The 24,148-nt window shown below is 69.4% G+C and carries 27 protein-coding genes; 8 read left to right on the forward strand and 19 right to left on the reverse strand.

Annotation, left to right across the window (positions count from 1 at the left end; genetic code table 11):
* Positions 1–5: 5 nt before the first annotated feature.
* The 10 genes from ORG17_RS11380 to ORG17_RS11425 all read right to left on the reverse strand — a co-directional run bounded on the left by ORG17_RS11380 (position 6) and on the right by ORG17_RS11425 (position 10,516).
* Positions 6–284 carry a PTS sugar transporter subunit IIB gene (locus tag ORG17_RS11380; protein WP_027466460.1) on the reverse strand — a complete coding sequence of 93 codons (279 nt, stop codon included), beginning with the start codon at positions 282–284 and terminating at the stop codon, positions 6–8.
* Positions 281–727: a PTS sugar transporter subunit IIA gene (locus ORG17_RS11385; protein ID WP_027466459.1), complete on the reverse strand. Its 447-nt coding sequence runs from the start codon at positions 725–727 to the stop codon at positions 281–283. The genes ORG17_RS11380 and ORG17_RS11385 overlap by 4 nt, the downstream gene beginning before the upstream one ends.
* 3 nt (positions 728–730) lie before the next feature.
* Positions 731–1,843, reverse strand: a complete 1,113-nt coding sequence (locus tag ORG17_RS11390; RefSeq protein WP_214525939.1) for an adenosine deaminase — start codon at positions 1,841–1,843, stop codon at positions 731–733.
* A gap of 121 nt (positions 1,844–1,964) precedes the next feature.
* Positions 1,965–3,263 carry a thymidine phosphorylase gene (locus tag ORG17_RS11395; protein WP_214525940.1) on the reverse strand — a complete coding sequence of 433 codons (1,299 nt, stop codon included), beginning with the start codon at positions 3,261–3,263 and terminating at the stop codon, positions 1,965–1,967.
* Between the two features lies 1 nt (position 3,264).
* Positions 3,265–3,747 carry a cytidine deaminase gene (locus tag ORG17_RS11400; RefSeq protein WP_071244268.1) on the reverse strand — a complete coding sequence of 161 codons (483 nt, stop codon included), beginning with the start codon at positions 3,745–3,747 and terminating at the stop codon, positions 3,265–3,267.
* 19 nt (positions 3,748–3,766) lie between these two features.
* Positions 3,767–5,056: an ABC transporter permease gene (locus tag ORG17_RS11405; RefSeq protein ID WP_027466455.1), complete on the reverse strand. Its 1,290-nt coding sequence runs from the start codon at positions 5,054–5,056 to the stop codon at positions 3,767–3,769.
* Positions 5,053–6,420 (reverse strand): ABC transporter permease, encoded by a 1,368-nt coding sequence (locus ORG17_RS11410; protein ID WP_173034510.1) that lies wholly within the window; start codon positions 6,418–6,420, stop codon positions 5,053–5,055. Before ORG17_RS11410 ends, ORG17_RS11405 begins: the two co-directional genes overlap by 4 nt.
* A gap of 55 nt (positions 6,421–6,475) precedes the next feature.
* Positions 6,476–7,996 (reverse strand): ABC transporter ATP-binding protein, encoded by a 1,521-nt coding sequence (locus ORG17_RS11415; RefSeq protein WP_027466453.1) that lies wholly within the window; start codon positions 7,994–7,996, stop codon positions 6,476–6,478.
* 141 nt (positions 7,997–8,137) lie between these two features.
* Positions 8,138–9,202 carry a BMP family lipoprotein gene (locus ORG17_RS11420; RefSeq protein ID WP_027466452.1) on the reverse strand — a complete coding sequence of 355 codons (1,065 nt, stop codon included), beginning with the start codon at positions 9,200–9,202 and terminating at the stop codon, positions 8,138–8,140.
* A gap of 198 nt (positions 9,203–9,400) precedes the next feature.
* Positions 9,401–10,516 (reverse strand): mannose-1-phosphate guanylyltransferase, encoded by a 1,116-nt coding sequence (locus ORG17_RS11425; protein ID WP_071244281.1) that lies wholly within the window; start codon positions 10,514–10,516, stop codon positions 9,401–9,403.
* Positions 10,517–10,670: 154 nt separating this feature from the next.
* Between ORG17_RS11425 and ORG17_RS11430 the strand changes: the two genes are divergently transcribed.
* The 6 genes from ORG17_RS11430 to ORG17_RS11455 all read left to right on the forward strand — a co-directional run bounded on the left by ORG17_RS11430 (position 10,671) and on the right by ORG17_RS11455 (position 16,203).
* Positions 10,671–11,906, forward strand: coding sequence for a glycosyltransferase family 4 protein (locus tag ORG17_RS11430; RefSeq protein WP_250891989.1), 1,236 nt, complete (start codon positions 10,671–10,673; stop codon positions 11,904–11,906).
* Between the two features lie 78 nt (positions 11,907–11,984).
* Positions 11,985–12,434: a succinate dehydrogenase, cytochrome b556 subunit gene (sdhC, locus tag ORG17_RS11435; protein WP_017888739.1), complete on the forward strand. Its 450-nt coding sequence runs from the start codon at positions 11,985–11,987 to the stop codon at positions 12,432–12,434.
* Between the two features lie 11 nt (positions 12,435–12,445).
* On the forward strand, positions 12,446–12,892 hold the full coding sequence (gene sdhD / locus ORG17_RS11440) for a succinate dehydrogenase, hydrophobic membrane anchor protein (RefSeq protein ID WP_027466446.1): 447 nt from the start codon (positions 12,446–12,448) through the stop codon (positions 12,890–12,892).
* Positions 12,893–12,941: 49 nt separating this feature from the next.
* Entirely contained in the window at positions 12,942–14,735 is a 1,794-nt protein-coding gene (sdhA, locus tag ORG17_RS11445; protein ID WP_027466445.1) for a succinate dehydrogenase flavoprotein subunit, read from the forward strand.
* A gap of 1 nt (position 14,736) precedes the next feature.
* Complete coding sequence (locus tag ORG17_RS11450) at positions 14,737–15,510, forward strand: succinate dehydrogenase iron-sulfur subunit (protein ID WP_071244286.1); 774 nt, start codon at positions 14,737–14,739, stop codon at positions 15,508–15,510.
* Between the two features lie 51 nt (positions 15,511–15,561).
* Complete coding sequence (locus ORG17_RS11455; protein ID WP_176709040.1) at positions 15,562–16,203, forward strand: TNT domain-containing protein; 642 nt, start codon at positions 15,562–15,564, stop codon at positions 16,201–16,203.
* A 67-nt stretch (positions 16,204–16,270) separates the two neighbouring features.
* On the opposite strand, the gene ORG17_RS11460 is transcribed toward ORG17_RS11455, so the two are convergent.
* The 5 genes from ORG17_RS11460 to ORG17_RS11480 form a co-directional block, all read right to left on the reverse strand.
* Positions 16,271–16,999 (reverse strand): DUF805 domain-containing protein, encoded by a 729-nt coding sequence (locus ORG17_RS11460; RefSeq protein ID WP_214525942.1) that lies wholly within the window; start codon positions 16,997–16,999, stop codon positions 16,271–16,273.
* Positions 16,996–17,520: a DUF805 domain-containing protein gene (locus ORG17_RS11465; protein ID WP_214525943.1), complete on the reverse strand. Its 525-nt coding sequence runs from the start codon at positions 17,518–17,520 to the stop codon at positions 16,996–16,998. Before ORG17_RS11465 ends, ORG17_RS11460 begins: the two co-directional genes overlap by 4 nt.
* Positions 17,517–18,101 (reverse strand): DUF805 domain-containing protein, encoded by a 585-nt coding sequence (locus tag ORG17_RS11470; protein WP_083404092.1) that lies wholly within the window; start codon positions 18,099–18,101, stop codon positions 17,517–17,519. Before ORG17_RS11470 ends, ORG17_RS11465 begins: the two co-directional genes overlap by 4 nt.
* Before the next feature lie 82 nt (positions 18,102–18,183).
* Complete coding sequence (locus tag ORG17_RS11475; RefSeq protein ID WP_111056117.1) at positions 18,184–18,669, reverse strand: DUF805 domain-containing protein; 486 nt, start codon at positions 18,667–18,669, stop codon at positions 18,184–18,186.
* A 120-nt stretch (positions 18,670–18,789) separates the two neighbouring features.
* Complete coding sequence (locus tag ORG17_RS11480) at positions 18,790–19,722, reverse strand: NADP-dependent oxidoreductase (protein WP_214525944.1); 933 nt, start codon at positions 19,720–19,722, stop codon at positions 18,790–18,792.
* A 31-nt stretch (positions 19,723–19,753) separates the two neighbouring features.
* Between ORG17_RS11480 and ORG17_RS11485 the strand changes: the two genes are divergently transcribed.
* Positions 19,754–20,455, forward strand: a complete 702-nt coding sequence (locus ORG17_RS11485; protein WP_071244297.1) for a hypothetical protein — start codon at positions 19,754–19,756, stop codon at positions 20,453–20,455.
* 27 nt (positions 20,456–20,482) lie between these two features.
* Here the strand turns inward: ORG17_RS11485 and ORG17_RS11490 are convergent, their stop codons facing one another.
* The 4 genes from ORG17_RS11490 to ORG17_RS11505 all read right to left on the reverse strand — a co-directional run bounded on the left by ORG17_RS11490 (position 20,483) and on the right by ORG17_RS11505 (position 22,938).
* Entirely contained in the window at positions 20,483–20,773 is a 291-nt protein-coding gene (locus tag ORG17_RS11490; RefSeq protein WP_176709043.1) for a hypothetical protein, read from the reverse strand.
* Positions 20,774–21,116: 343 nt separating this feature from the next.
* Positions 21,117–21,386: a hypothetical protein gene (locus tag ORG17_RS11495; RefSeq protein WP_214525945.1), complete on the reverse strand. Its 270-nt coding sequence runs from the start codon at positions 21,384–21,386 to the stop codon at positions 21,117–21,119.
* 15 nt (positions 21,387–21,401) lie between these two features.
* The gene (locus ORG17_RS11500) at positions 21,402–21,818 is read right to left on the reverse strand and encodes a TNT domain-containing protein (RefSeq protein ID WP_214525946.1); all 417 of its coding nucleotides are present in this window, start codon (positions 21,816–21,818) and stop codon (positions 21,402–21,404) included.
* 718 nt (positions 21,819–22,536) lie between these two features.
* A complete protein-coding gene (locus tag ORG17_RS11505; RefSeq protein WP_214525947.1) occupies positions 22,537–22,938 on the reverse strand; it encodes a hypothetical protein in 402 nt (133 codons plus the stop codon).
* A gap of 73 nt (positions 22,939–23,011) precedes the next feature.
* Between ORG17_RS11505 and ORG17_RS18360 the strand changes: the two genes are divergently transcribed.
* Complete coding sequence (locus ORG17_RS18360) at positions 23,012–23,653, forward strand: TNT domain-containing protein (RefSeq protein WP_214525948.1); 642 nt, start codon at positions 23,012–23,014, stop codon at positions 23,651–23,653.
* Positions 23,654–24,148: the final 495 nt, after the last annotated feature.

The raw sequence follows: 24,148 nt of genomic DNA on the forward strand, positions 1-24,148 counted from the left end.
CACGCTCAGTGCTCGCCGAGCGCCCGGTCCACCGCCGCCGTGATCTCGCCCTGGTCGAAGTGGTTCGCGATGACGATGACCTCGGCGTAGGTGTCGCCGATCGCCTCGACGAACTCCTGACTCGTCAGGATCACGTTGGCGTCGTCGGAGACGTCCCGCACGGACGCGACGTCCGCTGCGACGACGGACGCGGAGAGCCCGAGGGCGTCGAGTGCCTTCTCGGCGTTCACCTTGAGGATGCCGCTCGACCCGATGCCGGCGCCGCAGATGGTCACGATCTTCACGCGGAGACCCCCATGATCGTGCGGACCTCGTCCGCCGTGGTCGCCGCCGCGATCCGCCCGGTCACGGTGGCGTCGTTGAACAGGTTCGCGATCTCGCCGATCGACTCCAGGTGGGTGCCGACCTCGGCCACCGCGAGCCCGAGCACCACACGGACGGGGTCGTTGTGCGGGTGGCCGAACGCCACCGGAGCAGCCAGCGTCACGATGGCGAGTCCGTCCCGTACGACGGCACCACCCGGCCGGGCGTGCGCGAACGCGAGCCCCGGCGAGATGACGATGTACGGCCCGTGCTCCTCGACCATGCCGATCATGGCGTCGGTGTACTCGTCGGTGGTGGCACCCGAGGCGACGAGCGCACCGCCGACCAGGCGCATCGCGTCACGCCACGCGGGCGCGTCCGCACCGAGGAGGACGGCGGTGTCCGGCAGCGGTGGCAGTCCCATGCGTCAGGCCTCCTGGTACCCGGCGGTGATGGTGGCGATGATCTCCTCGCGGTCCTCGAGCGGCAGGAACGACCCGAGCGCGGCGTTGATCTGGAACGCAGCCAGGTCGTCGAGGTCGTAGCCGAACGTGCCGGCGAGCAGCGCGAGTTCCTTCGACAGCGAGGTGCCGCTCATCAGGCGGTTGTCGGTGTTCACCGTGACGCGGAAGCCGAGCTGGTAGAGCACGTCGAACGGGTGGTCGGCGAGGTCGTCGCCCCACGCGGCGATCGCCCCGGTCTGCAGGTTCGACGACGGCGAGACCTCGAGCGGGATCTCGCGGTCACGGACCCACGAGGCGACCTCGCCCAGGGAGGCCAGCGTCGAGCCGTCCCCGGCATCGGACAGGGCGACGTCCTCGAAGATGCGGACGCCGTGCCCGAGGCGGAGCGCCCGGCCGTCGACCAGCGCGGACCGGATGGACGCGAGCCCGTCGGCCTCGCCAGCGTGCACGGTGACGGGGAACAGTTCGGAGGCCAAATAGTCGAAGGCGGCGCGGTGGTTCGAGGCGGGGAACCCGGCTTCGGCACCGGCGATGTCGAAGCCGACGACCCCGGCGTCACGGTGCCGGACGGCGAGCTCCGCGATCTTGAGCGACCGGTCGGCGTGCCGCATCGCGGTGACGAGCTGGCCGACGCGGATGCGCCCGCCGGCGGCGTCGACGGCTTCCTCGATGCCGGCCTGTACCGCCTCGACCGTCTGGTCGAGGGTCAGTCCGCCCTGCAGGTGCTGCTCCGGCGCCCAGCGGACCTCGCCGTAGACGACGCCGTCGGCGACCAGGTCCTCGACGAACTCGCGGGCGATCCGGGTGAGCTGCGGTGCGGTCTGCATCACCGACGTGGTGACGTCGAACGTCTTCAGGTACTCGACCAGGGAGCCGGAGTTCGACTGGTCGGCGAACCACTGCCCGAGCTCGGCCGGGTCGGTGGTGGGGAGCGACACACCCGCCGACGCTGCGAGCTCGATGATGGTCGCGGGACGCAGGCCGCCGTCGAGGTGGTCGTGCAGTGAGACCTTCGGCAGGTCGTTGATGACCGCCCCGGCGTCGGGCAGGCGGTAGGTCGGGGCGTCGGCGCTCATGCCCCCCAGGCTATCGGTGGTCACCGCCGCCGCGCAGGCACCTGTGCACAACCCACAACGGAAGACACTGGAGGCTCCCCACAGCTGTGCAGGGAGCCTCCGGTCGGTCGGGTGGCCGGGTTCAGGACCCGATGCGCTCGCGCACGATCGGCCCACGTGCCGTGGCAGCGGAGCCCGCCGGGCCGATGGTCCACGCACCCTCGAGCGACTCGAGTGCGCGCGGGATCCGCGACGCGTCGTCGGAGTGGAGCGTCCAGAGCGGCTGGCCCTCGGTCACGGTGTCCCCCGGCTTGACGTGGAGCTCGATGCCCGCACCGGCCTGCACCGGGTCCTGCGCGCGGGCACGACCGGCCCCGAGCCGCCAGGCCGAGACCCCGAACGGCAGTGCGTCCTGCTGCGTGAGGACCCCCGACGTCCCAGCGGTGACGACGTGCTGTTCGCGGGCCACGGGCAACGCGGCGGACGGGTCCCCGCCCTGCGCCTCGATCATCCGACGCCAGGTGTCCATGGCGCGACCGTCCGCGAGCGCCGCTGCGGGGTCGGCGTCGGGCAGTCCGGCCAGCGTGAGCATCTCGGTCGCGAGCGCCACGGTCAGCTCGACGACGTCGGCGGGGCCGCCGCCGGCGAGCACCTCGACCGACTCCCGCACCTCGAGCGCGTTGCCGATCGTCAGCCCGAGCGGGACCTCCATGTCGGTCAGCAGCGCCGAGGTCGCGACCCCGGCGTCGTTGCCGAGGTCGACCATGGTCTGCGCGAGCTCCCTGGACGCCTCGTAGGTCGGCATGAACGCGCCGGACCCGAACTTGACGTCGAGCACGAGCGCACCGGTGCCCTCGGCGATCTTCTTCGACATGATGCTCGACGCGATGAGCGGGATGCACTCGACCGTGCCGGTGATGTCGCGGAGCGCGTAGAGCTTCTTGTCCGCGGGGGCCAGGCCGGACCCGGCGGCGCAGATGACCGCGCCGACGTCCTGCAGCACCTGCATCATGCGGTCGTTCGAGATGGACGCCTGCCACCCGGGGATCGACTCGAGCTTGTCGAGCGTGCCGCCGGTGTGGCCGAGCCCGCGGCCGGACAGCTGCGGCACCGCGACGCCGAACGACGCCACCAGGGGCGCCAGCGGCAGGGTGATCTTGTCGCCGACCCCGCCCGTGGAGTGCTTGTCGACCGTCGTCTTGCCGAGCGACGAGAACGACATCCGCTCCCCCGACGCGATCATCGCGAGCGTGAGGTCCTTGATCTCGCGCCGCTCCATCCCGTTCAGGAAGATCGCCATCGCCATCGCGGCCATCTGCGGGTCCTCGACGTAGCCGCGGGTGTACGCGTCGACGAGCCAGTCGACCTCGGCGGTGCTCAGGGCGCCGCCGGAGCGCTTCGTGCGGATGAGGTCGACGGTGTCGAACGGCTCGACGGCCATGTCAGTGCTCCTGCTGGTACGTGGCGAGGGTGCGCGGCCCGAAGGCGTCCGGCAGGACCTCGTCGATGGTGCGGATGCCGGAGAGCGTCTCGAGGAGCATGCCCTCGGTCGAGTGCTCGAACAGCAGCTGGCGGCAGCGGCCGCACGGCATCAGGGTCGCCCCGTCGCCGTCGACGCACGTGAACGCGACGAGCTTGCCGCCTCCGGTCATGTGCAGCTGCGACACGAGGGAGCACTCCGCGCAGAGCGTCACCCCGTAGCTCGCGTTCTCGATGTTGCAGCCGGAGACGATCCGGCCGTCGTCGGTGAGCGCCGCGGCGCCCACCGGGAACGACGAGTACGGCGCGTAGGCGCGCCGCATCGCGGCCGTGGCGGCGTCCCGCAGGACGCCCCAGTCCACGTCGTCGACCGGGAGGCCCGTGGCGGCGTCCGTCGGGTCGGTGGCGGTGACCGCCTGGTCACCTGGTTGCTGCGTGTCGGTCATGTGTCGTGCCTCCAGGCCGTCAGCTCTTGATGTAGGGCTTGCCGGACGCGGCGGGGCCGCGCGACTGCCCGACCAGGCCGGCCACGGCGAAGATCGTCACCACGTACGGCAGCATCAGCAGGAACTCGCTGGGCACGGGTGAGTCGATCGCTCCGAGCGTGTTCTGCAGGTTCGACGCGAAGCCGAACAGCAGCGCCGCGAGCGTCGCCTTGATGGGGTCCCACCGGCCGAAGATGACGGCGGCCAGCGCGATGTAGCCGGCGCCCGCGGTCATGTCCTTCGTGAACGGCCCGACCGCGTCGAGGGTGAAGTACGCCCCACCGAGACCGGCGATCGCACCGGCGAGGGAGACGTTCCAGAACCGGGTGCTCGTGACGTTGATGCCCACCGTGTCGGCGGCCTGCGGGTGCTCGCCGACCGCGCGGAGGCGCAGGCCCCAGCGGGTCTTGAACAGGCCGAAGGTGACGACCGCCACGGCGATGTAGGCCAGGTAGACGACGACCGTCTGCTCGAAGAACACCGGACCGATGACCGGGATCTGGTGCAGCAGCGGGATCTCGACCTTCGGGAACCGGATGCCGATGTTCAGGGTCTCCTCGTTCGGGGAGAGCACCTGCGAGTACAGGAAGCCGGTCAGGCCGGAGATGAACGCGTTGATGACGACACCGACGATGACCTGGTCGACCAGGTACTTGATGCTGAACGCCGCGAGGACGAACGACACGAGCATGCCGGCGACGAGCGCGGCGACGAGGCCGACCCAGGGCGACCCGGTGATCGAGGCGACCATCGCGGAGCTGAACGCACCGGCGAGGAACTGACCCTCGATCGCGATGTTCACCACGCCGACCCGCTCGGAGATGACGCCGCCGAGGGCACCGAACACGAGCGGGACGCTCAGGCTCAGCGCGCCGAGCAGCAGGCCGGGGATCGGCAGGGACGAACCGGCCGCGGCCCAGGTCAGGAAGCCGATGACGAAGACGACCGCGAACACCGACGTGACCCACAGCGGGACCCGGCGGAGTGCCCGCGTCTCGATGAACGCGTACACGGTCAGGATCGCGAGCAGGACGATGACGACGATGCCCGTCCCGAGCGCGGGCAGCGGGACGTTCGGCAGCGCGAAGAAGTCACCGGCGTTCGCGAGGCGGAACGTGGTGGTACCGGAACGCGGCAGCAGGCCGAACAGCACGATCGCGATGAGCGTGAACACGCCGTACCCGATCGGGAGCTTCCAGCTCCTGGTGGTCTCGACCGGACGGGCCGCGAGCGGCGACGCGGGGGCCGCGGTGGGGCTGATGGTGCTCATGCGGCGACCGCCTTCTTGCTGGTCTTGCTCGTCTTCGTGCGCTTGCGTGCACCCGGCTGCGGGATCCGGAAGATCGCGCGGACGAGCGGCGGCGCCGCGATGAAGAGGACGATGAGGGCCTGGATGACCCCGACGATGTCGATCGGGATGCCGTTGGCGGCCTGCATGGCGTATCCACCGTTCTTCAGCACGCCGAACAGGATGGCCGCCCAGAACACACCCCAGGGCTTGGAGCGGCCGAGCAGGGCCACGGTGATGGCGTCGAAGCCGATGCCGGCGTCGATGCCCGAGGTGAAGCCCGAGGTGACGGCGCCCTGCACCTGGTAGGCGCCGGCGATGCCCACCAGGGCACCGGAGATCAGCATCACCCAGATGGTCAGCGACGGGACGCTCATGCCGGCCACGCGGGCGGCACGGGGGTTCTCACCGATGGTGCGGAACCGGAAGCCGAGCGACGACTTGTTGACGAGCCACCAGACGACGACGACCGCGATGATCGCGACGATGAACCCGAGGTCCACGCCGTACCGCACGCCGAAGAGCTGCGGCAGCAGGGCGCTCTCCTTCGTGGCGGGCGAGATCGGGTTGCTGCTGCCCGGGGCCTGCAGCAGGCCCGGGGTGCGGAGCAGGTAGCTGACCAGGTAGAGCGCGACGTAGTTGAGCATGATCGTGACGACCACCTCGTTCGCACCCGTCCGGGCCTTGAGCACCCCGACGATGCCACCCCAGACCGCGCCGCCGACGATGCCGGCGAGGATCGTGAGCGGGATGTGGATCGCGGCGGGTCCGTCGAACGAGAACCCGACCCACCCGGCGGCAGCGGCGCCCATCAGGATCTGCCCCTGGCCGCCGATGTTGAACAGCCCGGCGCGGAACGACAGCGCGATCCCGAGTCCGGCGGCGATGAGCGGCACCGAGTAATCGACGGACCGCGTGAGCGGCCCGATCGCCTGCTGGAACGAGTCCGCGCCGAAGTTGAACACCGAGCCCTGGAACAGCGAGGCGTACGCGCCGCCGACCGCGGTGCCGACCGCCTGGAGCATGTCCGTCGGGCGGGCGAAGAAGTACCCGGCGGTGGCACGGACGTTCTCGTCCGTCACGGCGATGAGGATGCCGCAGGCGACCAGCGCGAGGACGACGGCGAGCACCGTGACGAGCACGGAGCCGTTCAGGATCCCCTGCAGGGCGGCCTGCCAGCGGTCACCACCGGCGCCGTTGCGGCGCTCGGTGTCCTCTGCCGAGTCCGTCATCAGGTGCGGGGTCGACTCGACCTCCTGCAGACGGTCGTCGGTGAGCGGGGCGTCCGCGGTGCCGTGCGCAGCCGGGGTCGGCTGCTGCGTGTTGTCTGGCGGTGGGGTGGTCACGCTGCCAGCTCCGTTCCGGTCGTGGGTGTGGCGTGGATCTCGCCGGCCGAACCGGTCATGCGGCCAGCTCCGTTCCTTCGGGGATCTCCCCGGCCATCATGAGGCCGAGGACGTCGCGGGGGGTGGTCGCGGGGACGATGCCGACGATGCCGCCGCGGTACATCACGGCGATGCGGTCGGCCAGGGCGACGACCTCGTCGAGCTCGGTGGAGACGACGATGACCGGCACCCCGGTGTCGCGGGTGGCGACGATGCGCTTGTGGACGAACTCGATCGAGCCCACGTCGATGCCGCGGGTGGGCTGCGCGGCGACGAACAGCCGCAGTTCACGGCTCAGTTCGCGCGCCAGGACGATCTTCTGCTGGTTCCCGCCGGACAGCCGACCGGCCGCGGTGGTGCGGCCGGGGGTGCGGATGTCGAACTCGGCGATCTTCTCGTCGGCGAAGGCGTCGCGTTCCGCCGACCGGATCGTGCCGGCGCGGACGAACTCGGCGTGGTCGGCCCGGTCGAGCATCAGGTTCTCGGCGATGGTGAACTCGCCGACCAGGCCGTCCTCCTTGCGGTCCTCGGGGACGAAGCCGACGCCCGCGTCGAGCACCTGCTTGACGCTCCGGCCGGTGAGCTCCTTGCCGTCCAGGGTGATCCGGCCGGCGTGGGCGGGCTCGAGGCCGATGATCGCCTCGGTGAGCTCGGTCTGGCCGTTGCCCTGCACCCCGGCGATCGCCAGGACCTCGCCGCGACGCACCGTGAAGGAGACGTCGTCGACGAGCACGATGCCGGACGGGTCGGTGACGGTGAGGTGCTCGACGACCAGGGCGTCGTCGCCACCGGTCGAGGGTTCTTTGTCGACCACGAGCGAGACGGCACGGCCGACCATCAGCGCGGCCAGCTCGTTGTTCGTGGCGGTCGGCGAGGCTTCGCCGACGACCTTGCCGAGACGGATGACCGTGATGCGGTCGGCGACCTCGCGCACCTCGCGGAGCTTGTGGGTGATGAAGACGATCGCGGTGCCGGCTTCGCGGAGCTGGCGCATGATGCCCATCAGCTCGTCGGTCTCCTGCGGGGTGAGGACGGCTGTCGGCTCGTCGAACACCAGCACGGAGGCGTCGCGGGACAGCGCCTTGATGATCTCGACGCGCTGCTGCACGCCGACGGGCAGGTCCTCGACCTTGGCGTCGGGGTCGACGTCGAACCCGAAGCGGTCGGAGATCTCCTGCACGCGCTTGCGGGCACCGGCCAGGTCGAGCCGCCCGCCGAAGGTGGTCTGCTCCTGGCCCAGCATGACGTTCTCGGCGACGGTGAACACGGGCACGAGCATGAAGTGCTGGTGCACCATGCCGATGCCGGCGCGCATGGCGTCACCGGGGCCGTCGAAGTCCTGCACCACGTCGTCGAGCAGGATCTCGCCCTCGTCGGCGTCGTACAGGCCGTACAGGACGTTCATCAGGGTGGACTTGCCGGCGCCGTTCTCACCCAGGAGGCAGTGGACCTCACCCGGCTCGACGGTGAGCGAGATGTGGTCGTTGGCGACCAGGGCGCCGAACCGCTTGGTGATGCCGCGGAGTTCGAGCTTCATGTTCGGGAGTCTATTTCTGTCTCGCGCGCGCCACGCGGGCGCACGGTGTCGCGTGCACCCCGCGGATGCACGATGTGGTGTGCGCCACCCGGGCGCACGAGAACGCGGGCGAGGGATGCTCCCCCGCCCGCGTTCACCGGGTCAGGACTGGGTCTTGACCTTGATCGAGCCGTCGATGATGCCGGCCTTCACGTCGTCGAGCTCGCCCTGCAGGCCCTTGTCGACCTTGGACTCGAAGTCGTGGAACGGCGCGATGCCGACGCCGTCGTTCTCGAGGGTGCCCACGTACGGGTCCTTCGAGAACTTGTCGTCAGCCGCCTGCTCGACGACGTCCTTCACGGCCGGGCGCATGCCCTTCTCGACCGAGGTGAAGGCGATGTCCTTGTAGCGGGGGTCGGCCTCGTAGAGGTCGCTGTCCGCACCGATCAGGACGGAACCGTTGTCGGCGTCCTTGATGGCCTCGGCGGCAGACTGGTAGATCGGGCCACCGACGGGCAGGATCACGTCGGCGTCCTGGTCGAGGAGCGTCTGCGCAACGGACTTGGCCTGCGTGCCGGCCTCGAAGCCACCGGTGAAGGAGCCCTTGCCGGTGTCGACGTTCCAGCCGACGACCTTGACGTCCTTGTCCTTCTGCTCGTTGTAGTACTTCACGCCGTCCGCGAAGCCGTCCATGAAGATGGTGACGGTCGGGATCTGCATGCCACCGAAGGTGCCGACGACGCCGGTCTTCGAGTAGGACGCCGCCGCGTAGCCGGCGAGGAACGCCGCCTGCGAGGTGTCGAACGTGATCGGCTTGACGTTCTTCGCGTCGATCGAGTTGTCGTCGATGATCGCGAAGTCGGTGTCGGGGTTCGCAGCGGCCTGCTTCTTCGTGGCGTCGGCCAGGTTGAAGCCGACGGTCACGACGAGGTTGCAGTTCTGGCCGATGAGCTGCTCGATGTTCGAGTCGTAGACGGTGGCGTCCTTCGACTCGGCCTCCTTGTAGGTGGCACCGAGGTCCTTGGCGGCGTCCTTCATGCCCTCGTAGCCGAGCTGGTTGAACGACTTGTCGTCGAACCCACCGGCGTCGGAGACCATGCAGGGGCGGAAGTCGGTCTTCTTCGCCGAGTCGGTGGTGGACGGCGCCGAGGCGCAGCCGGCCAGGACGGCGACGGTGCCGGCGAGCGCGAGGCCGCTGAGGACGACCTGTCGGGTACGAGATGTCACGGGTTGGTTCCTCCGGGGAGCGTGCCCGGACCACGTGCGTTCCGGGCGATCGTGGCGACAGTACACGACCGTCGGGCCGGTACAGGACCCGTTGCGGGGGTCCTGCGGATCGGTTACGGGATCGCGACCCCGCCGAAACGCGCCCGTAACGCGGGGTCGCACGCTGACCCCCAGTTCGAGGGGTTTGTCGGTGGAGCGCTACAGGACGTCGCCCCGGCCGCTGATCTTCAGGGCATCCACAACACCCTTCACCCGCTGCGCGTTCGCGCTGGTGGTGACGAGCAGGGCGTCCGGGGTGTCCACGACGACGATGTCCTCGACGCCGATGAGCGAGATGAGTCGCTGACTGTGCGAGATCACGATGCCGCTCGACGAGTCCGCCAGGATGCGGGCACCGTCCCCGAGCACGGCGAGGTTGTTCGGCCGACCGCCGGACTGCAGCTTGGCGAGGGAGGCGAAGTCCCCCACGTCGTCCCAGTCGAAGTCGCCGGGGACGACCGCCATGCGTCCGGCGGCTGCGGCCGGCTCGGCGACGGTGTAGTCGATGGCGATCTTCTCGAGCATCGGCCAGACGGCGTCGACGACGGCGCCGCGGGCCGAGGTGTCCCAGGCGTCGGCGAGCTCGTTGATGCCGGCCAGCAGCTCGGGCTTCGTCCGGCCGATCTCGGCGAGCAGCACGTCGGCGCGGGCGATGAACATGCCGGCGTTCCAGAGGTAGTTGCCCTGCTCGACGTAGGAGCGGGCGGTGTCCAGGTCGGGCTTCTCGACGAACGACTTCACCGCGTGTGCGGTCGGGGCACCCTCGATGTCGAGCGCGGCGGTGTCGGCGTTGATGTAGCCGAAGCCGATCGCGGGCTCCGTCGGGGTGATGCCGATGGTCGTCACGTAGCCGGCGCGTGCGACGGCGACGGCCTCGCGCACCGAACGACGGAAGCCGCGGGCGTCCCCGATGACGTGGTCGGCGGCGAACGAGCCGATGACGACGTCGGGCTCGCGGCGCACCAGGATCGCCGCGGCCAGGCCGATGGCGGCCGTGGAGTCCTTCGGCTCGCTCTCGAGCACCACGTTGTGGTCCTCGACGCCGGGCAGCTGCGACTCCACCGCGACCCGGTGCGCACGGCCGGTGACGACCATGATCCGCTGGTCGCCGGCGAGCGGCGCCAGGCGGTCCCAGGTCTGCCGCAGCAGCGAGGTGCCGGAACCCGTCAGGTCGTGCAGGAACTTGGGTGCGTCCGCGCGCGACAACGGCCACAGGCGCGATCCGATGCCCCCTGCGGGGATGATCGCGTAGAAGTCTTCGAGAGCGTCAGCCACGCGCTCACCGTACCGGTCCCACCGGGCGGATCCTGGGTGGTCTCCGCACGATTCCCGCATGCGGGCTCCCGCAGCGTTGTTCACCCGGCGCGCGCGTCCCGTTCACGTCGTCGGCCCCGCCGGGTCACGTCACGCCCGGAGCATGGGCAGCACCATGAGCGCACGCAGCGTGGAGCGCGGCACGTCCCCCCGGACCGTCGCCGTCGTGACCGAGAGCTTCCTGCCCACCCTCAACGGCGTGACCACCAGTGTCCTGGCGGTCCTCGACCACCTGGAACGACGGGGTCACCGCGCGGTCGTGATCGCCCCGGACACCCCCGGCCTCGCGCAGTTCCGGTCGCGCAGCGCCGTCGAGCGCTACCGCTCCTTCGACGTCCACCGCATCCCCGCCGTCGCCTACCGGCAGTTCCCGGTGGCGCTCCCCCACCCGGTGCTCGACACGATCCTCGCCGCCTCCGGCGCCGACGTGCTCCACGCCGCGAGTCCGTTCCTGTTGGGTGGGCGCGCGATCACGGCAGCCGGGAGGCTCGGCATCCCCTCCGTCGCCGTCTTCCAGACCGACGTGGCCGGGTTCGCCCGCCGCAACGGCCTGACCGCGACCGTCCCGTTGGTGCGGAAGATCCTCGGACGCATCCACGCCGGGGCCTCGCTGACGCTCGCCCCGTCGAGCGCGACCGCCGCGATGCTCGCCGAGGAGGGCGTGCCCCGCGTCGCCCGCTGGGGTCGCGGGGTCGACACCGAGCTGTTCCACCCCGCGCGCCGGTCGACCGGGCACGTGCGGGCACTCCGCCGCCGCCTGGCCCCCAACGGTGAGACCATCGTCGGCTACGTCGGACGCCTCGCCCCGGAGAAGGAGGTCGAGCGGCTCGCCGAGCTCGGCGGTGTCCCCGGCATCCGGGTCGTCGTGGCCGGAGGGGGTCCGTCGCGGGCGATGCTCGAACGTCGGCTCCGGCACCTCGACGTCACCTTCACCGGCCCCCTGCGCGGCGACGCCCTCGCCGACGCGTACGCGGCGCTCGACCTGTTCGTGCACACCGGTCCGGCCGAGACCTTCGGGCAGACCCTGCAGGAGGCCCACGCCTCCGGCCTGCCCGTGATCGCGCCGGCGTCCGGCGGCCCGCTCGACCTGGTCGCCCCGGGGCTCGACGGCGAGTTCTACGACGCCGATGCCCCGCAGGCCCTGCGGCACGCGGTCCTGCGGCTGCACCACGACCGCGCGCTGGCGGAGCGGATGGGTTCCGCCGGTCGACTCCGGGTCGAGGGAACCACCTGGGAGGCCGTCGGCGACCAGCTCCTCGACCACCACGACACGGCCCGCACCATCGGCGCGCCGCCCGTCGGACGGGGCCTCCGGGCCGGTCGGGACGAGAAGGTCAGCGCCCGCGCATAGGATGGGTCGTGTTCCACACGAACACGAACGGCAAGGGCTCGCCGATCGGGCGAGCCCGTCCTATGGAAGGACGAGCTCATGGCTGAGCACACCGGCGGGGGTACGGCGACCGCGGTGCCCGACGTCTCGATTGAAGCCCCGCGGGCTTCTCGGACGCCACAGGGCACGCTCTACCGCGGTTCGATCGGGATGTGGTCGTGGGTTCTCCACCGCATCACCGGCGTCGCGATCTACTTCTTCCTGCTCGTGCACATCCTCGACACGGCGCTCGTGCGGCTCTCCCCAGAGGCGTACAACGCGGTCATCGGCACGTACAAGACCCCGATCATGAACCTCGGCGAGATCGCGCTCGTCATGGCCATCGTGTTCCACGCCTTCAACGGCCTGCGGATCATCCTGATCGACTTCTGGTCGAAGGGCCCGAAGTACCAGCGGGCCATGTTCTGGATCGTCATGGTCCTGTGGGCGGTGGCGATCGCGGGCTTCCTGCCCCGCCAGCTCATGAACCTCGTCGCGGACTTCAACTGAGGGGCACGAACATGACCACGCAGATCGTCGAACCTCCCCGCTCGGCCGCAGCCGCCCGCAGCACCACCAACTGGGAGAAGTGGGGCTGGATCTACATGCGCGCTTCGGGCGTGCTGCTCGTCGTGCTGATCTTCGGCCACCTCTTCGTCAACATGGTGGCGGGCGAGGGCGTCAAGCAGATCGACTTCGCCTTCGTCGCCGGCAAGTGGGCCAACCCCTTCTGGCAGGTCTGGGACTCGCTCATGCTGGTCCTCGCCCTCATCCACGGCTCGAACGGCATGCGCACGATCGTCAACGACTACGTGTCGAAGCCCGGCATCCGCAAGACCCTCCTCGTCGCGATCCTGGCCGCCTGCGTCGTGCTGATCGTGCTCGGGCTCCTCGTCTGCTGGACCTTCGACCCGTGCCCCGCCGGCGCCGCTGCCGCCGACCTGCCGTCCTTCTGCCCCGCGCAGTAGCACCACCACCGTTGCTGCCCGCGTTCCCACCGTCTACGGAAAGACCCCTGTGACCGAGACCACCGTCCACCACCACCAGTTCGACATCGTCATCATCGGCGCCGGAGGCGCGGGCATGCGAGCCGCGATCGAAGCCGGCCCGAAGGCGAAGACGGCCGTCATCTCGAAGCTCTACCCCACCCGGTCGCACACCGGTGCGGCGCAGGGCGGGATGGCCGCGGCCCTCGCCAACGTCGAAGAGGACTCGTGGGAGTGGCACACGTTCGACACGATCAAGGGCGGCGACTACCTGGTCGACCAGGACGCCGCCGAGATCCTGGCGAAAGAGGCGATCGACGCCGTCATCGACCTCGAGAACATGGGCCTGCCGTTCAACCGCACGCCCGAGGGCAAGATCGACCAGCGCCGTTTCGGTGGCCACACCCGCGACCACGGCAAGTCCCCGGTCCGACGGGCCTGCTACGCAGCAGACCGCACCGGCCACATGATCCTGCAGACGCTGTTCCAGAACTGCGTGAAGCTCGGCGTCGAGTTCTACAACGAGTTCTACGCGCTCGACCTCATCATGGTCGACGTCGTCGGTGACGACGGTGTCACCCGCCAGCAGCCGGCCGGCGTCGTCGCGTTCGAGCTCGCGACCGGTGAGCTGCACGTCTTCCACGCCAAGGCGATGATCTTCGCGACCGGCGGCTTCGGCAAGATGTACAAGACCACCTCGAACGCGCACACCCTGACCGGCGACGGCGTCGGCATCGTGTGGCGCAAGGGCCTGCCGCTCGAGGACATGGAGTTCTTCCAGTTCCACCCGACCGGGCTCGCCGGGCTCGGCATCCTGCTGACCGAGGGCGCCCGCGGCGAGGGCGCGATCCTCCGGAACGCCTCGGGTGAGCGCTTCATGGAGCGGTACGCCCCCACCATCAAGGACCTCGCTCCGCGTGACATCGTCGCGCGCTGCATGGTGCAGGAAGTCGCCGAGGGCCGGGGTGCCGGACCGAACAAGGACTACGTGCTGCTCGACTGCACGCACCTGGGCGCCGAGGTCCTCGAGACGAAGCTGCCGGACATCACCGAGTTCGCCCGCACGTACCTCGGCGTCGACCCCGTCGTCGAGCCGGTGCCCGTGATGCCGACCGCGCACTACGCGATGGGCGGGATCCCGACGAACGTCAAGGCCGAGGTCCTGTACGACAACACCACCGTCGTCCCGGGCCTGTACGCCGCCGGCGAGTGCGCCTGCGTCTCCGTGCACGGCTCCAACCGCCTCGGCACCAACTCGCTGCTCGACATCAACGTCTTCGGCAAGCGCTCGGGCAACAACGCTGCCGAGTGGGTCCAGACCGCCGAGTTCCTCCCCCTGCCGGAAGACCCGGCGGCCGGAGTCCGCGGCATGCTCGACCAGCTCCGTGCCTCGACCGGCACCGAGCGCGTCTCCGCCCTCCGCAAGGAACTGCAGGAGGAGATGGACAAGAACGCGCAGGTGTTCCGCACGGACGAGTCGCTGGCCCGCGTCACCGAGACCCTGCACACGCTCCGCAACCGCTTCATGCAGGTCTCCGTGCAGGACAAGGGCAAGCGGTTCAACACCGACCTGCTCGAGGCCGTCGAGCTCGGGTTCCTGCTCGACCTGGCCGAGGTCGTCGTCTACTCCGCGCGCAACCGCAAGGAGAGCCGTGGCGGCCACATGCGCGACGACTACCCGAAGCGCGACGACGAGAACTACATGCAGCACACCATGGCGTACCTGACGGGCGACCCGCACTCGTCACTCGCCGACGACCACATCACGCTCGACTGGAAGCCCGTCGTCATCACGCGGTACCAGCCGATGGAGAGGAAGTACTGAGATGACCGACACCCTGGTCTCCGACGCACCCCGCACCGACACCGTGCAGGACGCTCCTCCCGGATCCTTCTCCGTCACGGTCATCGTCCGTCGCTTCGATCCCGACGTCGACGACGAGCCGCGCTGGCAGGACTTCGACGTCATGATGCTGCCGACCGACCGCATCCTCGACGCCCTGCACAAGATCAAGTGGGAGCAGGACGGGTCCCTGACCTTCCGCCGCTCGTGCGCACACGGCGTCTGCGGGTCCGACGCCATGCGCATCAACGGCCGCAACCGCCTGGCGTGCAAGACCCTCATCAAGGACCTCGACGTCTCGAAGCCGATCTACGTCGAGGCGATCAAGGGCCTGCCGCTCGAGAAGGACCTCGTCGTCGACATGGAGCCCTTCTTCCAGAGCTACCGCGAGGTGCAGCCGTTCCTGCAGTCCTCGTCGGCCCCGACGCCCGGCAAGGAGCGCGTCCAGTCCGTCGCCGACCGTGCCCGCTTCGACGACACCACGAAGTGCATCCTCTGCGCCGCGTGCACGTCGTCCTGCCCGGTGTTCTGGACCGACGGGCAGTACTTCGGCCCCGCCGCGATCGTGAACGCACACCGGTTCATCTTCGACTCCCGCGACGACGCCGCGAACGTCCGTCTCGACATCCTCAACGACAAGGAAGGCGTCTGGCGCTGCCGCACGACCTTCAACTGCACCGACGCGTGCCCCCGTGGCATCCAGGTGACGAAGGCGATCTCCGAGGTCAAGCAAGCGATCATGCGCGGCCGGGCGTAGTCCCGGCTCCGTCCAAGGCCCAGCACCACGCCGACCGATAGGCTCCCGACCATGACGTTCGCGGACACCCGCCCCATCCTCGACCAGCTCGGCTACACGACCCGGTACGTGCAGCTCCCCGGCGAGACCCTGCACGAACCGCCGGTCGAGGGGGCGCTCCGCATCGTCCAGACCGACGCCTCCGGCTACGCGCTCGAGGTCGTCGACTACGGCACGGCACGTCGTCTCGCGCAGGCCACGGGTGAGGACGACGCGGTCGAGATGCTGCGCCGGTTCCTGAACCGTCCGTTCCCGGAGCCGCGCGACATCCCCCGCCACGAGCTCGAAGGGCTCCGCGACCGCGCGGCGTCGACCTACCCGCAGCTCGCGCAGCAGGTCGCACAGGCCGGCGAGCAGGGGCTGACCATCCAGATCCCGGCCGGTGTCCCCGTCGACCGCATCGGTGGCCCGGACGGCTACCTGCTGCACCCGCTCGACACCCCGCTGCCCAGCCGGTCGCTGCCCCCGCACGTGGCCTCGTCGCCGGAGACCCACCGGTACGTCGTCGACCGGCCGTTCCTGGTGAACGTCCGCTTCGTCCAGCCGTGGTTCGAGCAGCCGGGTGGGGCCTTGCGCTTCCAGATCGCCGACCCGTCGGCCACCGTGCGTGACCTGGTCGTCGACGGTGCGCTCGTCCGTCTCCGGGTGGTCTGAGCCCTCCGACACACGAACAGCCCGCGCCACGCTCGACGCGTGGGGCGGGCTGTTCTGGTCCGCGGAACTACCGCAGGTCGGGGCGGTCGTACTGCGCGCCGGCCGGGCTCGACGGCAGGCAGCCGAACACGATCGCGGCGGCGCTGACGAAGAGCGCGATGAGCCAGAACGGGCCTGCCAGGTTCGCATCGTGCACGCGACGCCAGCCCAGGGCGATGCCCGGCACGATCGTGGCGAGCCACCAGAGGAAGTAGAGCCCGAGCAGCACGAAGGCGAACGGCGACGGCGCGCTGCTCCCCGTGGGGTTGCCGTACTCGTCGACGGCGCCGTTCGCCCCGACCGTCGCGAAGAGGACGGCGTAGAACCCGCCGAACAGCACGATGGTCACGATGGCGTTCGCGAGCACCGCGTACCAGAACTCACCCCGGCTGGCGCGGCCGTCGAACCGGGCGTACTTCTTGAAGAACCGGGTGAACGCGTCGAGGAACCCGATGCCGTACCACGGTGCCCAGAGCGGCGGGACCCCGTCGGGACTGAGCGGGATCGGCTGCGCGAACTGCGGGTACGGGTCGGCGTACGGCTGCGCGTACGGCTGCTGTCCGGAGCCCGGCTGCTGCCCGTACTGCGGCTGCTGCCCGTACTGGGGCTGCTGCCCGTACTGGGGCTGCTGCCCGTACCCAGGCTGCTGCCCGTACCCAGGCTGCTGCCCGTTCTGGGGCTGCTGCCCGTAGCCGGGCTGCCCCTGCGACTGGTCGCCGTCCGGCTGGCCCCACTGGGGCGTCCCGCCGTTGCTCATCGGTTCGTCCCGGGCCGGTCGTACCGTGCGCCCTGCGGGTTCGACGGCAGCAGGCCGAAGACGATGCCGACGACGCCGATGAACAGCGCGATGATCCAGAGCGCCCCGGAGAGGTTCGCATCGTGCAGGCGTCGCCAGCCGAGGGCGAGCGACGGCACCAGGGTCGCGAGGCCCCAGAGTGCCAGCAGGACGAGCACGACCCAGAAGACCGGCGGGACCGGGTCGACCACGGTGATCTCGTTGCCGTAGTAGTCGACGGTCCGGCTGTTGAGCGTGGTGAGGCGGATGACGGTGCCGATGGCCACGAGTGCCCCGGTGACGATCGTGTTCGCCAGGAACCACCACCAGAACTCGCTCCGGCTCGCACGACCGCTGAACGTGGCGTACTTCGCGAAGAAGCGCGCGACCGCCTTCGGGAACGAGATCCCGTACCACGGGGCCCATCGCGGCGGCGTCCCCGCGGCGTCGGTCTGCTGACCGGGCTGCTGCGGGGGCGCCCAATGCTGCGTGCTCTCGGTCATCGGGCGCCCTGCGGACGGTCGAAGCGCGCACCCTGCGGGTTCGAGGGCAGCAAGCCGAAGACGATGCCGACGATGCCGACGAAGATCGCGATGATCCACAGCGCCCCCGTCAGGTTCGCGTCGTGCAGGCGGCGCCAGCCGAGGGCGAGCGTCGGGACGATGATCGCGAGGCCCCAGAGCAGGAACAGGATGCCCGAGATGACGAACAGTGCCGACGGCTCGGTGACGGTCGACTGGACGCTGGTGGACGTCGAGGACGACATCGACACGGTCGAGCGCTCGGAGGTCGCGAAGCCGATGCCGTACAGGATGCTGAGGACGATGGTGACGATCCCGTTCGCCAGGTACCACCACCAGAACTCGCTCCGGCTGGCCCGACCGCTGAACGTCGCGTACTTCTTGAAGAAGCGGCCGACGGCCTTGCCGAAGGAGATCCCGTACCACGGTGCCCAGAGCGGCGGTTCGCCGTTCGGTCCGGTCGGCGGCTGCTGGCCGTACTGCGGTGCGCCGCCGTACTGGGGTGTGCCGCCGAACTGGGCGTTCGGCTGGTTGTTCGGATCCTGCGGGTACTGGTCGCTCACGTGGTCCCCCTCGAGTGTTGGCTGATGTTCACGGTCGAGTCAACCAGAACTCCTGAGAGGCCGTCAGGACCGACGCGGCGCGTTACCCCTGCTGTGGGCGGTCGTACTGCTGCCCCTGCGGGTTCGACGACATCAGGCCGACGATCAACGAGAACAGGATGCCGATCGGCGGGATGACGAACAACAGGGCGAGCAGGCCGCTGAGGTTCACGTCGTGCAGCCGCCGCACGGTCAACGCGATGAAGCCGAGCGCGCAGGCCAGGCTCCAGAGGCTGCCGAGACCGTCGGAACCGTCGTCGATGAACGGCAGCACGTTGAACCCGTTGCCGATGATGCCCGCGGCCGCCGAACCGATCAGGTACCAGAGCGCCCAGAACCAGTACTCCGACTGGCTGGCCCGGCCGTCGAACCGCACGTACTTCTTCCAGAAGCGCAGGAACGCCTGGGGGAACGGGATGCCGTACCAGGGCGCCCAGAGCGGCGGCTCGGACCTGCCGCCACTCGGCCGCCCCGGACCGGGCTGCGCGGACTGGCCGTACGGGTCCCGGGGCGGGTACTGGTCACTCATCGGTGGGTTCCTTCCGGCGGGGCTGTCGGTCCACACAGAGTGTGGCACTCCCCCGAGCCGGCGAGCGTCATCCGTGCGAACGACTCTGGCCCCGACCGTGCACCTGACCCGACCGTGCGGTCAGGGCAGGAGCGCGAGCTTGCCCCCGGGGTGCCCGGACTCCAGCAGCTCCGCCGCCGCCTTCGCCTCGGCCAGCGGGAAGGTCCGCGCCACCGGGACCTCGAGCTGTCCGGCACCGGCGAGGTCGATGAGCCGCTGCCGCACCGAGTCACGGAACGCCTTGCTGGCCGGCTGCGCCCCGCCCACCGCCGCCATGCCGTCCGATGCAGCCCGCGCCTGCGCAGCGATCGTCACGATCCGTGACCGGTCCGCGACCAACGCGAGCGAGACGTCGACGGCCTCGTCGGTGCCGACGCAGTCCAGTGCCACGTCGATACCGGAGGGTGCGAGGTCACGGACACGCGCCTCCAGGCCCTCGCCGTACTGGACCCACTCGCCACCGAAGCGTCGCACGACGTCCGCACCACGTTCCGACGCGGTGCCGATGACGCGGGTGCCGAGCAGCCGCAGCTGCTGGAGCAGGCTGACGCCGACCGCGCCCGAGGCGCCGTGCACCAGGACGGTGTCGCGCCCCTCGGCGCGGGTGACGCGGAGCATGTCGGCGGCGGTCGAGCCGGCGAGGAGCAGGTTGGCGGCCTCCGGGAAGCCGAGCGACGCGGGCTTCGCGAAGACGTCGGCCGCGGGCACCGTGACCGACTCCGCCCAGCCGCCGCTGATGCGGAACGCCAGGACCTCGTCGCCGACCGCTCCCCCGCCGGACGCGATCTGCGTGTCGGGGCCGACGGCGGACAGGACACCGGCGACCTCGTAGCCGACGGCGATGGGCAGGTCCGCGGGGTCGCCCTGGCGGGTGTGCTTGGTGTCGGCCGGGTTCATGCCAGCGGCGCGGACGGCGATCGTGACCTCGCCGGGGCCGGGCGCCGGCACCTCCGTGTCGACGTACTCCAGGACTTCGCTGCCGCCGAACCGCGGGGCCACCCAGTGCTTCGTCATGCGGGCGACGGTACGCCGGTAGCCTGCTGGCGTGACGAGCCACGAACGACCGACGGGCCTCGCGCTGACCTTCCGGCACGACGGCGCACTCCTCCTCGAGCTCCTGCACGGCTGGTACGACGCCTTCGACAGCGCCCTCACCCGCGTGGACGACGAAGACCGGATCCGAGCCGTGCTGCGCTGGTGGATCGCGACGACGCCCACGTCGACCGAGCGCCGCTCGACGTTCCCCGCCTGGCAGGAGTTCGGGTCGGATCGTGCGTTGCGGATGTTGATCACGGAACAGCCGAGCGCTGCGGCGAGGAAGCTCGCGTTCGGCACCGATTCCGCCTCGAGCGGCTTCGCGAAGACCCTGGCGACGGGGGCCACCGATCCGACGTCGCGGGCATCGCAGTTGTTCATCGACGGTGTCGCGCGCGGGGCCCTTCGTGTCTTCCGTAACGAACAGCAGCGTGCCGAGAAGCGTCTTGCCGGAGGGAAGTACCTCCCGATCCTCGAGGGGTACCTCGAGGAGATGCGTTCGTACGTCGACGTCAGCGACCAGTATGGCGCCTACCACGACGTCCGTACCGGCATCGGTGCGATCCTCGACAACGAGGAGTACCTCGCGCTGTCGACTGATCCTGGAGCTCGGGCGCTCTACGCGGAGCTGCTCGAGGAACAGAACAACTTGTACAACTGGTACATGGACCTCGCGAAGGGCGGGCACGAATGGGCTCGCAGGAGGCACTGACCCCAGCGACAGCCGCACGTCGTCGGTTCAGCGCCAATCCCAGGAGAACTTCCACTCGAGCGCGTCGAGCGCGGACGGGGCCACCTCTGGATGAAGTCGCGAGAAGTTCTCCTTGAACAGGTCCATTCCGCGGATCAAGTCGTTGTCGACGGAGGCCCAGCCGATCTGTGACAGCGTCTCATAGTCGCGCATGACCTCCTCGAGATCACGGTGAACCGTGTCGGGAAACGACTCCACTGCCATCCAGAACGCACCAGGTGTCGCACTGCGCCCCTTCCCGGTCAGTTGCACTACTGCTTGGCTGAGAGCAACATTCACGACCAAGTGCGGTCCTTCCGTTCAGCCCAGGTCACCCGGGCGGGGCTGGATGCCGGATCCACCTTCACGCTCGTTGTGATCGCCAGGTTGTTCTTCAGAGGCGGGATCCGCTCCCGATTCCCGATCGCCGCACCGATCGCTCGGCCGTGTGCTCTGGTCCTCACCTGACGAACGCCTTTCTTGTGATCATGGGGCCAGACCGGCTCTCGGGTCTCCTTCGAGGAACTGCGCAGCGTCGGCCACCGCACCGGCGGGAGCGATGATCTGCACCTCCTGCAGACGACCGTCCGGCTGTCAGAAGGGTCCTCGACCAGGCCCAGTCAGAACGGGCATCAGACCTGCGCTAGTGCCCGAGGAGCTTCTTGCGGAGCTCCTTGTACCGTACGGACCCTTGTACGCGGCTCACGAAATCGTCGACGGCTGCGGAGCGGTCCGAATAGTCGTCGACAGATTCCTCGGTGCTCCGTTCATTCGTCGTGGAGACCCGCCATCCGTCTGCTGTCTCGTAGATGCACGGGGTGTTCACATCGTTGGAGGGCCGCCGCATCCAGCAAAAGGGAACGCCCGCGGCCTCGGCGAAGGCGAGTTCGCGCATCACGTCGATGTCATCCATGAGTTCGTCCTGTTCTCAGTGCAGAGGAATTTCGCGGAGTACGCCGAGGACCTGGAGGATCTCGACCGGCAGCGGCAGTTGTACCTGCACTCCGCCGCCCGGAGAGCCGAAGCGACCGACTGCTGCGATCTCACCACGATACGCACCGAGGGATCCGAGGTCGTCCGCCGTCTTGTTGCGCTGCTGGAGCAGTGCGTTGACGAGTTCCTTGTCGATGCGCGACACGAAGTCCTCGATCGCGGCCGCGCGGTCCGCGTACTCGTGCACCCTCTCCTCCGTCGCACGCTCGTTCGTGGTCGAGACCACCCAGCGGCCGTCCGCCTCGTGAAGGGACGATACGTTCACGTCGTTGTGCGGTGCTCGCAGCCAGTTCAAGCCGGCACCGGCCGCTTCCGCGTCGGCGAGGTGTCGGAGCGCGTCGATCTGGTGCATCGGTGTCAGTGCTCCTCGTACTCTCGGTGCATCAGCGGACGGCTCTGCTGGCGATGAGGTCGTTGAGGTCCCGCAGCAGCGCCAAGGTACATCTCCAGCGCAATGGACTCGTCCTCGTAGTGCCGCCAGCCGACCTCGAGACACATCGGACGGAAGACTGCCGGTGCGATGGCCCGGGTCATCGGAGGTGACGATCGCGATCACTTCGGGCAGAGAACAGAGCCGCACCCACGCGAGCTGGCAAACGAGCGTTGTGCTGTCGTCAATGAGCACCTGAACGACGTGTTCCTCGCCTTCGGTCTCCCAGCGGAGCACCGTCCCGGATTTGTCCCTGAGGACGCCGATGCCGTCCGGGACACTCGCCAGTCCGGGGAACCACGAGACACTGTTCCGCCAAGCCCCTTCCCGCAGCAGATCTCGAACGCGAACCCAGAGCCGGCGACGGCTATCCGGAACGTCGTCTCCAGCTCGCCGAACTCGAAGAGGACGAGGTCGCCCCGTCTGATACCCGGAGCAGAAGACAGGTCCGGTGGTTCGTTGCCCACGAACTCCCCGAGCAGGTCGGCGTCATTGCGCGGGAGATCGCTGTGGTTCAACCGGCTCCTCGCAAGGCTCTGAGCTCCCGGAGGTGACGCGTCGGGCTCGGCGAGGTCACCACGTCCATCAATTGTTCAAGCGCCAGCTCACGCACCCGACAAAGTCGGTAGGCGGTACTCGCCTAGGCACACCGAACGCGCGGACAAAGTGTTCGTCGCTGCGGCCCTGCCACGAGAACGTCCACGTGCTGGCGACGACCGCCACCTGGACATCGTCGGGAGCCGTCGCTCTGGTACTCGACGAATCCGTGCACCCTCTTGACGAAGTCACCGATGGCCTCCTCACGATCTGAGTAGTCCTTAACGGACTCCTCGGTGGCGCGCTCGTTCGTCGTCGAGACACGCCAACCGCCATCCATCACGTAGATGCTCGGCATGTCGGCCTCGTTCGAAGGCCGCCGCATCCAGCAGCAACGAATGCCAGCAGCTTCGGCCACGGCGAGCTCACGCGTCGCGTCGACGTCGTCCATGGTTCGTCCTGCCTTCTCCGGCCGCTGCTCGAGGGCGTCGAGGACCCGGAGCATCCCGGCCCACGGTATCGGCCCGACAATCCCGAACCGGCCGAAAGCGACGCTCGGCCGTCGATACGCTGGTCGGGTGGCCTTCTCTTCGCTCCGCGCAAACCTCGACCGCTCCGGTTTCACCTCACAGTTCGTCGCGCTCCCCGGTGACGTGCTCGACGGACCGCCGCTCGAAGGCGCGCTCCGTATCGAGCCGTCCGGGACTGGCTTCGAGTTGCAGTGCGTGGATTACGGCCAAGCGCGAGTGATCGGACGCGCAGAGGACGAGGACGGCGCAGCGGAGGTGCTCCGTGCGTTCCTCCGCCGCCCGATGCCGGCGCCCAGGACGATCTCACGCAGAGAACTCGTTAGGCTCCGAGACTCGTCTGAGCGCTACCTTCCCGAACTGGCCGACCAGATCCGGTCCAGCGGCGGACAGGTCCTCATCCAGCTGCCCCCAGGAATCCCCGTGGACCGAGTCGGTGGGCCCGACGGATGGCTGCTCAACCCGTACGCCGCCTCGTTCGAATCGCGAGCGCTTCCGCCGACCGCGCTGTCGCTCCCGTCGACCGTCCACCCGTACGTGACGACGGAGAACGTCCTCGTTCACGCCCAGATCACACTCCCCTGGTTCGGGCAGCCCGGCGGCGCGGTCCGCTTCTCGATCGCGGAGGGTGCGGAGACGATCCGCGATCTGCTCGTCAGTGGCGCGCTGCAGAGGATCGTCGTTCAGGACTGAACGGACGGCCGCGCCTCGTGCCGAGAGACCGGAGTCAATCGGGAAGCGCAGGCTCGGCGAATGCTCGCCGGGAACCGGTCTCGAGCGCGCACTGCTCGATGCGGTCCACGGGAACACGCGCCACCGTTGCGAACGGCAACGAAACGACCCCTCCCGAACCAGGCACGGTGCGGGGCGCCGTGCGCCGTCCACCGGAGCACGTTCAACGTGGACTCGACCGTCGACGTCATGCCAGCGGGAAGCTCCTGGGGGTGATCGATGCAGCCAGTGGGCGCGTTCGAGGTCAGCTCGATCTCGGGTGACACCAGCGGCAGAGGACGCGATTCGACGCGCAGCATCGTCACCGTCTCCGTCTCTGAACACGACATCTGTCCAGTCTCCCGAGCCTCGGTCGCCTCGCCATCCCAGGACTTCCGAGTCCTGCACGACGTAACGCTCCAACGTCTCGTGATCGCCGAACTCCACGAGCGTCGGCTCGGTGACGACCCGCTCATG

The sequence above is a fragment of the Curtobacterium flaccumfaciens pv. betae genome, from assembly GCF_026241855.1.
Classification (GTDB): domain Bacteria; phylum Actinomycetota; class Actinomycetes; order Actinomycetales; family Microbacteriaceae; genus Curtobacterium; species Curtobacterium flaccumfaciens.

Excerpts from the sequence above, each read along its gene's own strand:
- ORG17_RS11385 (WP_027466459.1), bottom strand. The coding sequence starts at position 727 with ATGGGACTGCCACCGCTGCCGGACACCGCCGTCCTCCTCGGTGCGGAC.
- ORG17_RS11390 (WP_214525939.1), bottom strand. The coding sequence starts at position 1,843 with ATGAGCGCCGACGCCCCGACCTACCGCCTGCCCGACGCCGGGGCGGTC.
- ORG17_RS11395 (WP_214525940.1), bottom strand. The coding sequence starts at position 3,263 with ATGGCCGTCGAGCCGTTCGACACCGTCGACCTCATCCGCACGAAGCGC.
- ORG17_RS11400 (WP_071244268.1), bottom strand. The coding sequence starts at position 3,747 with ATGACCGACACGCAGCAACCAGGTGACCAGGCGGTCACCGCCACCGAC.
- ORG17_RS11405 (WP_027466455.1), bottom strand. The coding sequence starts at position 5,056 with ATGAGCACCATCAGCCCCACCGCGGCCCCCGCGTCGCCGCTCGCGGCC.
- ORG17_RS11415 (WP_027466453.1), bottom strand. The coding sequence starts at position 7,996 with ATGAAGCTCGAACTCCGCGGCATCACCAAGCGGTTCGGCGCCCTGGTC.
- ORG17_RS11430 (WP_250891989.1), top strand. The coding sequence starts at position 10,671 with ATGAGCGCACGCAGCGTGGAGCGCGGCACGTCCCCCCGGACCGTCGCC.
- sdhC (WP_017888739.1), top strand. The coding sequence starts at position 11,985 with ATGGCTGAGCACACCGGCGGGGGTACGGCGACCGCGGTGCCCGACGTC.
- sdhD (WP_027466446.1), top strand. The coding sequence starts at position 12,446 with ATGACCACGCAGATCGTCGAACCTCCCCGCTCGGCCGCAGCCGCCCGC.
- ORG17_RS11450 (WP_071244286.1), top strand. The coding sequence starts at position 14,737 with ATGACCGACACCCTGGTCTCCGACGCACCCCGCACCGACACCGTGCAG.
- ORG17_RS11455 (WP_176709040.1), top strand. The coding sequence starts at position 15,562 with ATGACGTTCGCGGACACCCGCCCCATCCTCGACCAGCTCGGCTACACG.
- ORG17_RS11460 (WP_214525942.1), bottom strand. The coding sequence starts at position 16,999 with ATGAGCAACGGCGGGACGCCCCAGTGGGGCCAGCCGGACGGCGACCAG.
- ORG17_RS11465 (WP_214525943.1), bottom strand. The coding sequence starts at position 17,520 with ATGACCGAGAGCACGCAGCATTGGGCGCCCCCGCAGCAGCCCGGTCAG.
- ORG17_RS11475 (WP_111056117.1), bottom strand. The coding sequence starts at position 18,669 with ATGAGTGACCAGTACCCGCCCCGGGACCCGTACGGCCAGTCCGCGCAG.
- ORG17_RS11480 (WP_214525944.1), bottom strand. The coding sequence starts at position 19,722 with ATGACGAAGCACTGGGTGGCCCCGCGGTTCGGCGGCAGCGAAGTCCTG.
- ORG17_RS11495 (WP_214525945.1), bottom strand. The coding sequence starts at position 21,386 with ATGGATGACATCGACGTGATGCGCGAACTCGCCTTCGCCGAGGCCGCG.
- ORG17_RS11500 (WP_214525946.1), bottom strand. The coding sequence starts at position 21,818 with ATGCACCAGATCGACGCGCTCCGACACCTCGCCGACGCGGAAGCGGCC.
- ORG17_RS11505 (WP_214525947.1), bottom strand. The coding sequence starts at position 22,938 with ATGCTCCGGGTCCTCGACGCCCTCGAGCAGCGGCCGGAGAAGGCAGGA.